The organism is Lentilitoribacter sp. EG35 (genome assembly GCF_040784015.1).
In the GTDB taxonomy this organism is placed as follows: Bacteria; Pseudomonadota; Alphaproteobacteria; order Rhizobiales; family Rhizobiaceae; genus Lentilitoribacter.
The window spans coordinates 239,942-254,423 of the sequence record NZ_JBFNGQ010000001.1; the positions used below are offsets into that span (position 1 = coordinate 239,942).

The window sequence follows — 14,482 nt, forward strand, 5'->3', positions numbered from 1 at the left end:
AGATTAAAATAACTGATTTTTCTCTATTAGGTTAGCTGAGTTTGTAGTGGATTCAACCGCATATCTTCTATGCAGGCATTTCCAGCCATTGGTTTGTTTTTCTATATCAAATAAATTAAATCCAGCAACGGGTTTCTTATCTCCAGAGGCCTGACTTGCCGAGGATATGCCCACCGTACACGCTGATCCCTTAGGCAGTTCAATATTATGAACCGTATTTAAATGAGTATGACCGTGCAAAATTAATTCAACACCCGTTTCCGATATCATTTCTTGAAACCGATTTATGCCGATCATTCTTTTCATTGGGTGTGTAGCATTGTGATAGGGAGGATGGTGGATAAGAATAACTCGGAAAAGACCATCCGCTTTTGCTTGATTTAATAACTGTCTTCCCAGAACCGCCTGCATCTTCGGAAAATTTCCAGTGGCGTAAAAAGGTAGAGTCGCATTCGAGGTTGAAAACCCTATGATCGCAATGGAACCCCTGATTTTTATATAGGGGAATTGGTTGTTCGAGCGAGCATTATTACCTGATATCCAAGGCCTCCAGGAATTAGTTGCACTTTTAAATGCACCGGGAACATACGCGTCATGATTCCCCGGGACGAGGCTTGTATGACTTTTGTCGCAATTATTCTCAAGCCATAAGCGAGCTCGGGAAATTTCACTTTGCGTGGCTATGTTTACAAGGTCGCCCGTTATGGCTAAGTGGTCAGGTTCAAAGCCTTTAAGCTCATTCATAACCGTTTCAAGAACAGCTACATGGTGAAATGCTTTCCTATGCCTGTGCCAATTGATATAGCCTGTAATGCGCTTTGATAATAATTCATGCCACCGCATGCTAGGCATAGGGCCTATGTGGAGATCAGATATATGAGCAAGACGAAACATAACAGGCTTGATATAGTGGGTTACCGCTTTGGGCAAGTTCTCAGACGCTTGAATATTCCCTCTTTATACATCGCTCGTCTTTTCCAGGTATGGCATAAAATTAAACGACCTATGACATTGGGTGTGCGTATTGCAGCGTTTAATGATCAAGACGAGGTCTTTCTAGTCAGGCACACCTACGTCGATGGATGGCATTTCCCAGGTGGTGGGGTCGAGCGAAATCAGACGATGCTCCAGGCAATGCGAAATGAACTTCGTGAAGAAGGTAATCTCGTCTGTATTTCTGATCCCAAAATTATCGGTATGTTTCATAATAAAAGATATTCAAACCGAGATCATGTGGCGTTTTACTCTTGTCAGGTAGAGCAAATTCAAATTAGATTGCCTGACGCCGAAATAGCTGAGAGTGGCTTCTTTAACGTTGATAAGTTGCCTGAAAGTACAACCAAGCCAGTGCTTGCTCGCCTGGCAGAGTTGAAAGGCGAGCAACCGATTTCCGAAATTTGGAGTTAACCTATTTGTTCGCGGCCGTGCGGTGCATCTAAGTTAAGCTCCGGCCCGTTAGGCACAATCCGAGTTGGATTTATTGTCTCGTGGCTCGCATAATAATGTTGCTTGATGTGAAACATATTCACTGTTTCTGCAACGCCTGAATATTGGTAGAGTTCGCGAAGATAGCCTGACAGATTTTTGTAATCATCGATCCGTTTTTTGTTGCACTTAAAATGACTAACATAAACCGCATCAAAACGGACAAGCGTTGTAAACAATCTCCAATCAGCTTCTGTAATCTGATTGCCAACGAGATATCGGGATGTTCCTAAACGTTCATCAAGCAGGTCGAGTTTTTCGAATAGGTTTGCAAAATTTGTTTCATAGGCTTCTTGTGTGGTTGCAAAGCCGCATTTGTAAACCCCGTTATTTACATTGCTGTAAACGAGTTCATTGACTTTATCGATTTCTGATTGAAGTTCTTGGGGGTAATAATCGTAGTCAGAATTGCTATATTCTGAAAATTCCGAGTTCATCATACGGATGATTTCAGAAGATTCATTTGAAACAATCGTGTTTGTTTTCTTATCCCAAAGCACCGGGACTGTCACACGCCCTGTATAATCTGGCATTGCCTTGGTATAGATTTCATGCATGAAATTCGCACCGTGAACATGATCAACGGTTCCACCATCACGATCATGGAATTCCCAGCCGTTTGTTCCCATAAAATGATCAACAACGGATAGGCTAATTACATCTTCAAGGCCTTTTAGTTGTCGGAATATCAAAGTGCGGTGTGCCCAGGGGCATGCATATGAAACGTAAAGATGATAACGATCCTTTTCAGCCTTAAACCCGCCTACACCTGTGGGGCCTGCGCTGCCATCCTTGGTTATCCAGTTACGGAAGCTTGCGTCCTTACGCTTAAAATGGCCGTCAGTTTCTTTGGTATCATACCAAACATCATGCCATTTTCCGTCGACTAATTTACCCATCGTCTTATCTCCTATAATCTTGTTTAGGTATATGGGATAGATGGATAAGCTAACAAGCCACATAATCCGGACCAGATTGTATCGGAATTTGCAATGATCATGATATTTCACATCCTGTGAATTTTCTACGGTTGGCAAATTATTCGTTGGACGTATGTTTTTTTTGCTGCTAATTGAATTTTGATAAAGGGATTTATTTTGATGAGTATTCTAAAATTACGACGACGATAGGTAACTAACGATCTGCTTGGCAGGTCGATTTATCTATTTTGTAATTTAGGATATTAACATGCTCGTTTCCCAGTTCACCTACCTTAATGAAGACCCATGCCATCATGATGCTATTGAAAAGCTCAATGCGGAGACTTTTGGTCCTGGACGTCATGCGAGAGCCGCTGCGCGTGTTCGAGAGCAGGGTCCGCATGATAAAGCACTATCGTTCGTGTGTTTAGACGGTGTTGAACTAATCGGTTCTGTCCGCATGACATCGATTGCTATTGGGGAAGTTAATGCTTACTTGTTAGGACCTCTCGCTGTCGATCGCAGTTTTAAACGTAAAGGAATTGGGAGAGAGCTTCTTAAGCACGCTATTCATGCGGCAAAGGCGACCAATACCGCTGGTGTGCTGCTTGTGGGTGATGAAGCCTATTATGCACCCTCTGGATTTTCGCGAGCGGGGAATGATGTGCAGCTGCCTGGACCGGTTGATCGTGACCGTCTTCTATTTCTTCCATTTACTGAGATAAAGCCTATGGAATTGACTGGTAAAGTACGTTTTTTGTACAGTCTAGCGACCCTCTCGATACCAGGTTGACGAAAGAGCAAACAATATTGCGGCTAATCCAAGCAAGCCGCTAAGAAGTGGAATTTGTGTAATTCCTTTCAAGACCGTCTCGTTTGAAGTACGCAGATACATCCGTTCGCTGGTTCGATTTGGTAGTTGGCGCACCGGTACAATTTGCGGCAGTACAACGGCACTATTTTTCATAACGCGTGCAACAATTCCTTTGGTTTCTTCGACTGTTGGCAACAGTAGATCAGTTGTCGAGACACTTGCTTTAAACTCTGGTGCATTGAGTGCTCCGACATGCGCGAGTGCTGTAAAATCTCCATCAGAAATCTGATAGAGACCATTTTCTGCAAATTCCCGATTAAGTTCAAAACGGCCTGTTTGCGATGGTACCATTTCAAGGATTTCTTGCTTGCCGGAAGGAGAAACAATTGTAACCGTTGGGGTGTTTTCTTCCATCGTTTGGCGGGTTATCTGGATTTCATTGCCATTTGTTTCGGCAAAGAGGGCTTCTTCTTCCAGTAAAGGTTCCTTCATGAGCCAGTGAGCAATGCGTCTGTAGAGCGAAACATGCGGCCCGCCACCCTCAAAACCTCTCGACCAAAGCCAACCATGATCAGATAGCAACATAGCTACGCGGCCTTCGCCTTCACGGTTTAGTAGTAACAGTGGATTCCCGTTAGGCCCGTTTAAGACATTGTTGCCTCGAACATCTGAAACTTCGATTGACCTGAACCAGCGCCCCCATGCAGGTGGCTCCACATTGCCCCCTTGTAGATCACGACTAACAGGATGTCGTTGTCCAGTTTCAGAAATTCGTGGGTAGAAACCAACTTGCTCCACATTCCCCGTCGGAAACGCAGGAAGCACTGGAGCCAATGGAGTTGTTGCTATTGACTGAATGCCGGCAAACTCTGGACCTGCTGCCACGAGCAGAGCGCCACCTTCTTCCACGTAACGTGCGATATTATCGTAATAGAGAATTGACAGAACACCCAAGCGTTGATAGCGGTCGAAAATGATGAGATCAAACTCATCAATTTTCTCTATAAATAATTCCCGTGTCGGAAAAGCAATCAGCGATAATTCGTCAATTGGTGTGCCGTCATTTCTGTCCGGTGGACGTAAAATCGTAAAGTGAACCAGATCTATGGATGTATCCGATTTGAGTAGATTTCGCCAAGCGCGTTCCCCCGAATGAGGGGCACCGGAGACAAGTAGAACTTTCAGGTTTTGGCGAATGCCCTCAATGTCTGCAAATGCGATATTATTGGTCGTGCTAACTTCGCCCTCAATTGGTTTGACTGATAATTCAACAAGGTTTTTTCCACGGCGTGGAATATCAATAAAGGCACTTGCTGATTGATCAGCATTGGCAAATTCAGTGGAAACGAATTCGCCGTTAAGTTTCATCTCGACCTCAAACTCCCGTTCAACTTCCGAAATTGGTTTTCCGTCAACGTAGATTTGATATGTTAGTTCTTGGGTTTCATCGACGATTGCAAATCGGGGTGCTTGCTTGATTTCAATTCTGATATCAAATTCATTCTCGTTACCTGTAACGAGAGCATGTAGGGGTGATTTTAATCCCAGGGTCTGAATGTCTTGTGGAATATCATGAACTTGACCGTCTGTGATCACAATGGTTCCGGCAAGCCGGTTTGATGGAATATCTGAGATTTCATCGTTGAGTAAAGAGAACAGGTCACTTGAAGGCGAACCTGCTTTTTCATTCTTAAATTCGCGTACCTTAACTTCAATATTATCAAACTTTTCCAATTGGTCTTCTAGTTTTGATAAAGTGGAATCAGTTTGGTTTTCTCTGTCTTGTAACAATTGACTTTGGCTCTTATCAACAAGCACAGAGACGATGTTCTTAACTGGTTCTCGCTCCTCATCTGTCCAAATCGGATTGGTGAGAGATAGCAGCAAAAGTGAAAATGCCGTCGCACGCAATCCCCACCCTCGTTGCGACGAAATTGCACTATATATGACTAACAATGATGTAAGCGCGAACGCAGTTGCGAGCACATAAATTGGGAAAAGAGGTGCAAAAGTAATGCTCATTTATTGCCCCAATCTTTCTAAAAGGGCAGGGATATGAACCTGATCAGCTTTATAATTTCCCGTCAGCATATACATCATGATGTTGATGCCTGTGCGAAATGCTAAGGTTCGCTGTCGTTCATTTTGCGGTATAATTGGCAATACAGATTGCCTGTTTTCATTTAATGCCCAAGCGCCAGCAAAATCATTGCTTGTGATGAGGATAGGGGAAACACCGTCTCCTGAGTGAACGGGCCGGTCGCCATTATCCCTATCGGGTGAAAGAGCCTCTACCCATAGGGGGCTGCCTGAAAACCGTCCAGGGAATTGATCAAGCAAATAGAAAGATTTGGTTAGTACGTGATCTAGAGGAACCGGTTCTAACGGGGGTATGTCAAGATCAAATAATATTTCGCGGAGCTTAAGCGTGCGGCTGGAGCTGCTGGACGAAGCTCCGAAATTTGAATTTTGATCTCGTGTGTCAAACAAGATTGTGCCGCCTTGTTTCATGAACTTATCGATATTTTCGACAGCCTTTTTTGATGGGGCAATTGCGCTATCACTTATTGGCCAGTAAATGAGCGGATAGAATGAAAGATCATCACTTTCAACATCGACACCGACAGGCTCGCTAGGTTCTAGTGCGGTCCGCGTTCTTAAGTAGAAGCCAAGACCATTTAGTCCTAACCGACTTATTCGATCCACTTGTTGATCGCCTGTAATTGCGTAGGCGAGTGTCGTGCTTTCAAGTTGTTCGATGATGAAGGCATCATTTGGCTTGGTGTCCTGCGCTTTCACAGGCGGTGGAGTTAGGACGCTCACAGTTGCTGCAATCAGCAAAACCTGTATTGCACCGTTGTTGGCGACGTTTATGAGCCGCCGTTTTGAAAAAGCACCCGACATCCATAATATGATCACCGCATCAACAAATAGTATACAAAGTCCCGCTAGCAGAAGCCACGGTTTGAACTTAAAAATATCTGAATTCTCAAGCTGTGTGACAGTAATATTATCGCTGGTAATTGGAATTTCAGGGTGGGAAAGTTTATCGCGTTGGTTAAAAAGATTGATAGCTTGCCATCCATCTTCTGTGCCATAAAACCCGGGAGTGATGGTGTTTTGCTTTAACACTTCACCATTGTTTGCAATTTCCATAGGGTTAGCGTCGCCCGAAGCATTCGTGAGTTTTCCGTTAGATGTAAGTAATTTGTAAGGCGGCAGAAAGCTTGTTTTTGTTTTGAGCGTAGAGTCAGTTGTGATTGCTCCGGTACTAGACCGTGCAAGATTTATTGTGCGTCTCAACATTTCTGAAAACTGGCCTGATAGAGGTAGATTTGACCAACTTGTTTCTGCACTTGTGTGGAAAAATACGATACGGCCAGCACCCAATGTCTGGGTTGTTACAATAGGTGTACCGTCAGTTAGGCTGGCCCATGTTCTATCGGATAAATCCAGACTTGGCTCTGCAAGTACCTGCCGTTGAATTTTTATTTCATCTGAGATTTTTATATCTGAATAAGGTGAGTTTTTCGGAAATGATGCTAAAGGCTGGGGCTCGCTCCAAGATAATGCGCCGCCAAGTTGCCGTTCTCCAGCTCTGAGCTTGACTGGCAGAAGAGAATGTTCGCTTGCACTTGCAATTTTTGGTCCTGCAAATTGGATGAGCAGACCACCGCCTTCTACCCATTTTTGAAGATCTTGAGCAACCGCACCTTCGAATTTTCCTATGTCTGACATAATAATCGCCGATGGCTTACGCAAAAGCAGAGTTTCAAACCCTGATGTTAGATTGATATTAGTCAGGTCGATGAAATCTGCGAACGGTGAAATTGCGCGCGTAATAAAGTGCGATGGGGTAAGCAATGGATTAACAACGTCATTTACGTTACCCGTAAAAAGTGCCACACGACGGCGTCTAAAACTATCATCTAACAAGTAGGTGGCGCCCGCAGTATTTTGTCCTTCAATTGAAATTCGGACGACTTCATTGAGGAGTTCAAATGGAGCTTCCAATCGAACTTCTGCGTTATTTTGATTGCCTTCAAATGTTATATTATTTGAAACAAGCGGTCGTGATTGTAAATCATACCCAGTTATCTCAAATTTCGCCGTCTGTTCCGATGGAAGCCTTATAATGTTCGCAGATAAATAGTTGGAATTGTTTGTTGCTGAATTTATCGCTGCCAGTTGTGTTGGAGATGATTGAACAAATCGAATGTCTTTGGCATCGAGTTTGGTTAATGATTCTAATGAGGTCGACTTATTATCTGATGCAGAAGGTGAAAGGATAACGGCTAAAGTGCCAATGTCTTGTTCACCAATTGCTGTTCGAATAAAGGAGCTTAGTTCTAGTTGAACATTTTTTGATGGAAGCGGTGCTAGGGCAGCTAGTAATTTTCGAGATTCAACCGCTGAGCCGAGTGTAAGATCAGCAGCGAGTGTACTTGATTTTGCTATAAGAACAGGCAGGTTTTGCTGTTCAGCTTGATCTATGAGTATGCTTGCAGAATTGACCCGTTTTTGCCAATCAGGTGCGGTCGACCAACCATCATCAATAACTATGACGAGAGGGCCAGAAGCAAGTTGTCTTTGTTGATCAGGATTATAGATTGGTTCAGCTAATGCTAAAATGATTACAGCACAAAGTAAGACGCGGATGAGGGTGAGCCACCACGGGCTTTTTGCGGGTGTATCTTCCTTTTTTAGAACGCTTAACAGAACCGCAAATGGCGGGAATGGTTCTCGTGTAGGTTTAGGTGGCGTTAAACGATTGAGCCACCATATGACAGGAAGTAGAGCAAGCGCTGCTAATATCAATGGCGAAGCGAATGTGATAGAGAATAAGCTCATATTGTGCCAGTCTCAAAGTGTAATTTGTTCTTGGCTTCGATTTGACCAGCTAAGAAGCGATGAACTGTAACTAATATCTCCGATGCGGGGCGGTCGGTGCGGTGCGTGTTATAGCTCCAGCCAATTCTCCTGATTTGTTCGCGCAGCGCAGCTCGTCTGTTTGCAAATGCCTGTTTATAATCATCTGCTAGCATGCCGGCTTTACCTGCAACGATGCGAGAATTGGTTTCTGGTTCTGAAAATTCCACCCGTCCGGAATAGGGAAAGACCTCTTCAGCAGGGTCATTAATTTCAACCAGATGACCACGAATATGATGCTTTGTTGCTGGAGCAATACGCTCGAAGAGCTTTTCGGCATCACCTAAAAAATCACTGATGAGAATAATATCCGCAATATTCGTAATTTTTGAGAGGTCTGGTAATTCATTATCAGCCTTAACTAGCTTACGTGCCATGAGCGCTTGCGCCAATCTTTCAGCACCGTTTCTTGCTAGCGTTGGTTCCATTACGCCGGGCATGGCTATGCGTTCGCCGGATCGTGATAATATCTCGGCTAGTGCGAACAAAATTACCAAAGCTCGGCTATCCTTCGATACATCGCTCATATCTGACTGGAAGAACATCGAAGGCGATAGATCAGCCCAAAGCCAAACGGTGTGCGATGTTTCCCATTCGTTATCTCGTATATAAAGATTGTCGTCTCGGGCGGATCTGCGCCAGTCAATTTGAGATACGCTTTCACCTTCGGTAAATTGACGCAACTGCCAGAAATTGTCACCTATGCCGCGTTTACGCCTACCATGCCAGCCGGCAGTCACGATATTTGCAACACGTTGTGCTTCAATCAGACAATCGGGTATCAATGCCGCTCGCAGCCGCCCGCGCGCAAGTGTGTCGTTTGCCAAAGCAGGTTTCGTGAGATGACCGATTGCTGGCATTACATTACCTGATCCGTTCAACTAATGACGTGATGATATCATCGATATGAGTGCCTTCAGCGCGGGCTGTAAAGCTCAAGGCCATGCGGTGTTGAAGAACAGGGTGCGCCAGTTCAGCAATATCATCAATGGATGGCGCTAACCTGCCATCATATAGTGCCCGAGCACGGGCACATAACATCAATGCCTGCCCAGCACGTGGCCCTGGACCCCAGGAAACGGCATTATCTATTTTTTTGTCGCCATGCCCGGGGCGTGCTGATCTGACCAGTTCCAATATCGCTTTGACGACATTTTCGCTGATAGGCATTGCGCGGACAAGTTCTTGAATTTCAGACAATGATTGAGTTGATAAAATAGTCTTAGGTTCTTTTTCGTTACCACCTGTCGTTTCCATAAGGATGCGTTGCTCGGCTTCAACGGAAGGGTAAGGTACATCAACTTGCATCAAAAAGCGGTCGAGCTGGGCTTCAGGCAGAGGATAGGTGCCTTCTTGCTCTAAGGGGTTTTGTGTTGCTAAAACATGAAACGGCTTTGGCATGTCATGTCGTTGCCCCGCGATTGTAACATGGTGCTCTTGCATAGCTTGCAAGAGCGCGGATTGTGTACGTGGGGAGGCACGGTTGATTTCATCCGCCATTAAGAGTTGGGTGAAAATCGGACCAGATATAAAGCGAAATTTGCGCTTTCCATCTTTATCAGAGTCCATAACTTCGGATCCCAGAATATCTGCTGGCATGAGATCAGGTGTAAACTGAATTCGGTTCGACGAAAGGCCTAAGACTGTGCCAAGAGTTTCAACCAACTTGGTTTTAGCTAGGCCAGGCGCGCCAACAAGCAGAACGTGGCCTCCCGAAAGAACAGAAACAATGGTTCGCTCAACCACAGATTCCTGACCAAAAATGACTTCGCCAACCTCGCGACGGGCTTGCGCGAGTTTGACAAGTGCTTTATCTGCGCGCTCAATAATTTGCTTGTCATTCAACTCTGATGATGGTTTCTCGGTTTTTCCCATTTGTTAAACTCCTCAATCAGGCCTTGGATGTCGCGCTGAATTTCCTATTTATAGCTTATTCTCTTCTCCACTGCTGACAAGTGGTAGAGAATGCACTATTTCGTTATCACCAACTTATGGACAGAAACGTGACATCTCGACAAATAAGCGAAATAAAAGATACAAGTGGTCTTGAAGATCTTATACGCAAGGCAGCAGGCGATGAGGGCGGTAAGAAGCGCGGTTTGCCGCCTGTACATCTGTGGAATCCACCGTTTTGCGGTGATTTGGACATGGAGATCAGAGCTGATGGAACCTGGTTTTACTTGGGAACCCCAATAGGGCGTCAGACGCTTGTTAATTTATTTTCCTCGGTTCTTCGAAAGGATGAGGATGGTCATACATACTTGGTTACACCAGTTGAGAAGGTTAGAATCAGGGTCATTGATGCGCACTTCCTAGGTATCGATTTAATCGTATCTGAAAGGGATGGACAACAGGTTTTGAGTTTTCAGACTAATGTTGGCGAAACTGTTGAGGTTGGCGAAGAGCATACATTATGGTTTGAAGTCGCCGGTGAGCATGATGAATTGAAACCCTATTTTCATGTAAGAGGGCGTTTAGAAGCTCTCGTTAATCGCGCTACAATGTATGAATTGATTGAGCTGGGTGAAGAGATCGAAATTGACGGTACGCTCATGTTTGCTGTTAAATCTGGTGGATCAATTTTCCCAATAATGTCTGTAGCTGAGTTGAATGCACAGATATGATGGATAATGTAGGTTTTAATTTTAGCTCAAAAGAATTCGCTCAACTTGCGAAGCAAGATTTGCTTGACCTACAATCGCATGATCAAGATCAACTGGCGATGGCTTATGGGGATCATAGGCTCAACCCAGACCTGGTTCACGAATTCAAATTATCTGATGCACGCGCAGCTGCTGTATTGATTGCAGTGACAGAAGATGGGTCCGACGTTATTCTTACCAAGCGAACAGAGGCTTTACGTAAGCATTCCGGACAAGTGGCCTTTGCAGGTGGTGGCATAGATGAAACTGATGTATCTGCCGAAGCCGCAGCAATGCGCGAAGCCCACGAAGAAATAGGTCTTGAAGAGCATTACATTGAAACAGTTGGTCGATTACCAATTTATCATACCCTAACGGGATTTTCAGTAACGCCCATTCTTGCTGTTGTAAAAGATGGGTACTCTCTTCAAGCGAACCCTCATGAAGTTAGTGAGATCTTTTCCGTTAAATTGTCTGAACTTATGAATCCACAGAACCATGTTCAGGACAGTTTAATCTGGCAAGAAAAAACCAGATACTACTATACGATCAAACATGATACGCACAGAATTTGGGGTGTGACGGCGGGCATAATTCGCACGCTTTATGAAAGGCTATATGTATGAGTTTACGTCTGTCCGTAAAAGATCAATCATGGTTTAAAGATGATGGTTTGCATGAGCTGTTCAAAATCTTGAACCATGACGGTGAAGAAGTACGGATTGCTGGCGGCGCTGTACGTGATGCTTTGATGAATTTAGATATTGGCGATATCGACCTTGCAACAACATGGCTGCCTGAAGATGTAAAACGACTTGCCGAAGGTGCGGGCTTTAAAGTTGTTCCGACTGGTATCGAACATGGAACATTGACGCTTGTTAAAGACGGTGGTGTTTTTGAAATTACGACATTGCGTGAGGATATTTCTACCAATGGACGACATGCAGAGGTGAAATTTGGCAAAGACTGGCAAAAGGATGCTGAACGTCGCGATCTAACAGTTAACGGGATGTATGTGAATTCCGAAGGGGATGTTATCGATCTTGTCGGTGGCGTTACTGACATTGAAAGTAAAGTCATTCGCTTTATTGGAGATGCGCAGACACGGATTGAAGAGGATTATTTGCGTGTTCTACGGTTCTTTCGTTTCTTCGCTTTCTATGGAGAAGGCAGGCCAGATGCAGAAGGTTTGAAAGCTTGTGCCAAAGCTCGTGATCATTTATCCTCTTTATCAGCTGAACGGGTTTGGAAAGAAATGCGCCGCTTACTCGAGGCGAAGGATCCGTCACGAGCGCTTTTATGGATGCGAACTACAGGTGTATTAACTGAGATTTTTCCTGAGACGGAAAAATGGGGTATCGATCTTGTTGGTCCATTTGTGGAAACTCGTGAGGCGTTGGGCTGGGAGAGTGATCCAATGCTTCTCTTGGAAGGAATGATTCCCCCTGATGGAGATCGTGTCGCTGAATTAACCAAACGGTTGAGAATGTCTCGTGCTGAGGCCGGTCGGCTTTTAGATTGGACTAAAACTCCGAAGGTTGCGCATGATCTGGCTGAAACAGCGTTGGATCGAGCTCTTTATCGCGGGTCGGTACAGGGGTATAAAGATGTTCTCCAGTTGTCGTTGATAACAGCTCGTTCTAAGGCTGGAGTAAATGACGATGCTATGCTGGAGGCGGCCGGATATTCCAAGTTGTTAAAAAGGCTGGATGTCTGGAAGAAGCCGAATTTTCCTATCTCAGGAAAAGACCTTATGGAAAAAGGATATGAGGCGGGCACACAACTTGGCGGTAAGTTGCGTGAGCTGGAAGATAAATGGATTGAGAGTAATTTTCTGATTGAACGAGAAGATTTACTCAAACAAATTTAATGCTTTAGGTTATGGAAATTCAACAATTGGTGGAAGCGATGAAAGTATCGATTCAACATTGCCTCCGGTTTTCAAACCAAAAATCGTGCCTCTATCGTAAAGCAAATTGAACTCCACATAACGCCCGCGTCGAACCATTTGTTCTTTGCGTTGTTCTTCGCTCCAGCTTTTTTCTGCATTTGCATTGACCACTTTTGGATAAACAACTGAGAATGCGCGGCCTACATCTTGTGTGAATTCAAAGTCTGCATTCCATCCACCATTGTCTTCGCTGGAATGAAGCCAGTCATAGAAAATGCCACCAACGCCACGAGCTTCTTTGCGGTGGGGGAGGTAGAAGTATTCATCACACCATGCTTTGTAATTCTCGTAATCCGCTACTTTATGTCGATTGCAGGCAATTTCCATAGCTTTGTGGAAGAGCTGTGTGTCGGGATCTTCTTGTGTTCTGCGATTATCAAGAACAGGCGTAAGATCAGCGCCGCCGCCAAACCACTGACTTGTCGTTACCACCATTCGCGTGTTCATATGTACGGCTGGAATGTTAGGGTTTTTGGGATGGCAGATTAGTGAAATGCCAGATGCCCAGAAGCGAGGGTCTTCTTCTGCACCTGGGATTTGTTTGCGAAACTCTTCTGAAAATTCACCGTGAACAGTGGAGGTATGTACGCCGACTTTCTCAAATACCCGACCCTTCATAACTGACATGAGGCCACCGCCGCCATTGCCTTCGTCGCGTTGCCAAGGGGTTTGTTTGAATTTACCGGCTTTGCCATCATTTTGTGGATTTTGAACAGATTCTTCAAGCGCTTCAAATGAAGCACATATTACATCCCGCAAGTTTTCAAACCAAAGACGTGCTTGATCTTTTTTTGCCTCGATGTCGTGCGGGAGTTCTTTTGGTAATTCTGGGCGTTGTCGCATGTTCATGTCCATATTTATTTGGCGCGAAGATATCAGGATAGTAGACGCAACGCCATATTTGTTTGTTAGATGTCCAGTTTGATTTGTCGCAAAGCCTCACCGGTTATCATTGCAACAGACATAGCCAAATTGAGAGATCTCATCTCTGGCTGCATTTCGATGATAATGCGCTCATCAGATTTTTCGTGTACATGATCTGGAACGCCAGAACTTTCTCGTCCAAATAAAAGTATATCATTCTGGCCGAACTCGAACTGAGTATATGGGGAGGCGGCTTTAGTGGAGGCAAGAACCAAGCGTTTACCATTTTGTTCTCGCCATTTTTCAAATGCATCCCAAGACAAGTGGCGCGTGAGATTAGCGGTTTCAAGATAATCCATACCTGCTCGTCTTAGTGATTTCGCTGATAAATCAAACCCTGCAGGCTCAATAATGTTAAAACGAACACCAAGGCATGCGGCCATGCGCATGATGGTGCCGGTATTGCCAGGAATGTCTGGTTGGTAAAGTGCAATTTCGATCATGATCTGGACATATGTCGATTGATGCAATTGCGCAACAGTTGGTTTGATTATGGTCAAGGATTTTACAACAATTACTGGCCAGCAGAATTTTATATGTTAGCTTTGTAAACACGAAGTATGATTCTAGACAACAAAAGGAGAAACTAAAATGGACTACATTATGATGACCAGCTCTCCAATTGTTCGCTCACTATTTGGCACATCGCGACCGGCATTGGTTGGGTAAGTCTTCTGCGCTTTAGGCGCCAACGGCTGAATTTCGTTTATTACAGTCGTCTTCTTTAAAATAATCTTTTCGCATCTTGTATGCGAATATTTTTATAAGCGTTATGCGTGCTCCGTTTCCAATGGAGGCCGTAATGCATTTCTAAAGG

At 44.5% G+C, this 14,482-nt stretch carries 13 protein-coding genes; 5 read left to right on the forward strand and 8 right to left on the reverse strand.

What is annotated here, in order from left to right; genetic code table 11:
- Nucleotides 1-3: 3 nt before the first annotated feature.
- Nucleotides 4-894, reverse strand: a complete 891-nt coding sequence (locus tag AB2J24_RS01075) for a metallophosphoesterase family protein (RefSeq protein ID WP_367384123.1) — start codon at nt 892-894, stop codon at nt 4-6.
- Between AB2J24_RS01075 and AB2J24_RS01080 the strand changes: the two genes are divergently transcribed.
- Entirely contained in the window at nt 877-1,407 is a 531-nt protein-coding gene (locus tag AB2J24_RS01080; RefSeq protein ID WP_367384124.1) for an NUDIX domain-containing protein, read from the forward strand. The genes AB2J24_RS01075 and AB2J24_RS01080 overlap by 18 nt on opposite strands.
- On the opposite strand, the gene AB2J24_RS01085 is transcribed toward AB2J24_RS01080, so the two are convergent.
- Entirely contained in the window at nt 1,404-2,384 is a 981-nt protein-coding gene (locus AB2J24_RS01085) for a glutathione S-transferase family protein (protein ID WP_367384125.1), read from the reverse strand. The genes AB2J24_RS01080 and AB2J24_RS01085 overlap by 4 nt on opposite strands.
- 289 nt (nt 2,385-2,673) lie before the next feature.
- On the opposite strand from AB2J24_RS01085, the gene AB2J24_RS01090 reads away from it, so the two are divergent.
- On the forward strand, nt 2,674-3,198 hold the full coding sequence (locus AB2J24_RS01090) for a GNAT family N-acetyltransferase (RefSeq protein ID WP_367384126.1): 525 nt from the start codon (nt 2,674-2,676) through the stop codon (nt 3,196-3,198).
- Here the strand turns inward: AB2J24_RS01090 and AB2J24_RS01095 are convergent.
- The 4 genes from AB2J24_RS01095 to AB2J24_RS01110 are packed head-to-tail and all read right to left on the reverse strand — an operon-like array spanning nt 3,172 to nt 10,023.
- A complete protein-coding gene (locus tag AB2J24_RS01095; protein WP_367384127.1) occupies nt 3,172-5,241 on the reverse strand; it encodes a hypothetical protein in 2,070 nt (689 codons plus the stop codon). The genes AB2J24_RS01090 and AB2J24_RS01095 overlap by 27 nt on opposite strands.
- Entirely contained in the window at nt 5,242-8,070 is a 2,829-nt protein-coding gene (locus AB2J24_RS01100) for a DUF4159 domain-containing protein (protein WP_367384128.1), read from the reverse strand.
- A complete protein-coding gene (locus tag AB2J24_RS01105) occupies nt 8,067-9,008 on the reverse strand; it encodes a DUF58 domain-containing protein (RefSeq protein WP_162652707.1) in 942 nt (313 codons plus the stop codon). The genes AB2J24_RS01100 and AB2J24_RS01105 overlap by 4 nt, the downstream gene beginning before the upstream one ends.
- A gap of 4 nt (nt 9,009-9,012) precedes the next feature.
- Nucleotides 9,013-10,023 (reverse strand): AAA family ATPase, encoded by a 1,011-nt coding sequence (locus AB2J24_RS01110; RefSeq protein WP_162652706.1) that lies wholly within the window; start codon nt 10,021-10,023, stop codon nt 9,013-9,015.
- Nucleotides 10,024-10,151: 128 nt separating this feature from the next.
- On the opposite strand from AB2J24_RS01110, the gene AB2J24_RS01115 reads away from it, so the two are divergent.
- Genes AB2J24_RS01115 through AB2J24_RS01125 form a run of 3 tightly spaced genes read left to right on the forward strand, consistent with a single transcriptional unit; the run spans nt 10,152 to nt 12,660 of the window.
- On the forward strand, nt 10,152-10,772 hold the full coding sequence (locus AB2J24_RS01115; protein ID WP_367384129.1) for a DUF1285 domain-containing protein: 621 nt from the start codon (nt 10,152-10,154) through the stop codon (nt 10,770-10,772).
- Entirely contained in the window at nt 10,769-11,416 is a 648-nt protein-coding gene (locus AB2J24_RS01120) for a CoA pyrophosphatase (RefSeq protein ID WP_367384130.1), read from the forward strand. The genes AB2J24_RS01115 and AB2J24_RS01120 overlap by 4 nt, the downstream gene beginning before the upstream one ends.
- The gene (locus AB2J24_RS01125) at nt 11,413-12,660 is read left to right on the forward strand and encodes a CCA tRNA nucleotidyltransferase (RefSeq protein WP_367384131.1); all 1,248 of its coding nucleotides are present in this window, start codon (nt 11,413-11,415) and stop codon (nt 12,658-12,660) included. Before AB2J24_RS01120 ends, AB2J24_RS01125 begins: the two co-directional genes overlap by 4 nt.
- A gap of 9 nt (nt 12,661-12,669) precedes the next feature.
- Here the strand turns inward: AB2J24_RS01125 and hemF are convergent, their stop codons facing one another.
- On the reverse strand, nt 12,670-13,584 hold the full coding sequence (hemF, locus tag AB2J24_RS01130) for an oxygen-dependent coproporphyrinogen oxidase (protein WP_162652703.1): 915 nt from the start codon (nt 13,582-13,584) through the stop codon (nt 12,670-12,672).
- Between the two features lie 65 nt (nt 13,585-13,649).
- Nucleotides 13,650-14,108, reverse strand: coding sequence for a tRNA (cytidine(34)-2'-O)-methyltransferase (locus tag AB2J24_RS01135; protein WP_162653630.1), 459 nt, complete (start codon nt 14,106-14,108; stop codon nt 13,650-13,652).
- Nucleotides 14,109-14,482: the final 374 nt, after the last annotated feature.

Bases quoted from the DNA above. Each gene is read 5' to 3' on its own strand.
- AB2J24_RS01080 (WP_367384124.1), top strand. From the start codon at position 877: ATGAGCAAGACGAAACATAACAGGCTTGATATAGTGGGTTACCGCTTT.
- AB2J24_RS01075 (WP_367384123.1), bottom strand. From the start codon at position 894: ATGTTTCGTCTTGCTCATATATCTGATCTCCACATAGGCCCTATGCCT.
- AB2J24_RS01085 (WP_367384125.1), bottom strand. From the start codon at position 2,384: ATGGGTAAATTAGTCGACGGAAAATGGCATGATGTTTGGTATGATACC.
- AB2J24_RS01090 (WP_367384126.1), top strand. From the start codon at position 2,674: ATGCTCGTTTCCCAGTTCACCTACCTTAATGAAGACCCATGCCATCAT.
- AB2J24_RS01095 (WP_367384127.1), bottom strand. From the start codon at position 5,241: ATGAGCATTACTTTTGCACCTCTTTTCCCAATTTATGTGCTCGCAACT.
- AB2J24_RS01100 (WP_367384128.1), bottom strand. From the start codon at position 8,070: ATGAGCTTATTCTCTATCACATTCGCTTCGCCATTGATATTAGCAGCG.
- AB2J24_RS01105 (WP_162652707.1), bottom strand. From the start codon at position 9,008: ATGCCAGCAATCGGTCATCTCACGAAACCTGCTTTGGCAAACGACACA.
- AB2J24_RS01110 (WP_162652706.1), bottom strand. From the start codon at position 10,023: ATGGGAAAAACCGAGAAACCATCATCAGAGTTGAATGACAAGCAAATT.
- AB2J24_RS01120 (WP_367384130.1), top strand. From the start codon at position 10,769: ATGATGGATAATGTAGGTTTTAATTTTAGCTCAAAAGAATTCGCTCAA.
- AB2J24_RS01125 (WP_367384131.1), top strand. From the start codon at position 11,413: ATGAGTTTACGTCTGTCCGTAAAAGATCAATCATGGTTTAAAGATGAT.
- hemF (WP_162652703.1), bottom strand. From the start codon at position 13,584: ATGCGACAACGCCCAGAATTACCAAAAGAACTCCCGCACGACATCGAG.
- AB2J24_RS01135 (WP_162653630.1), bottom strand. From the start codon at position 14,108: ATGATCGAAATTGCACTTTACCAACCAGACATTCCTGGCAATACCGGC.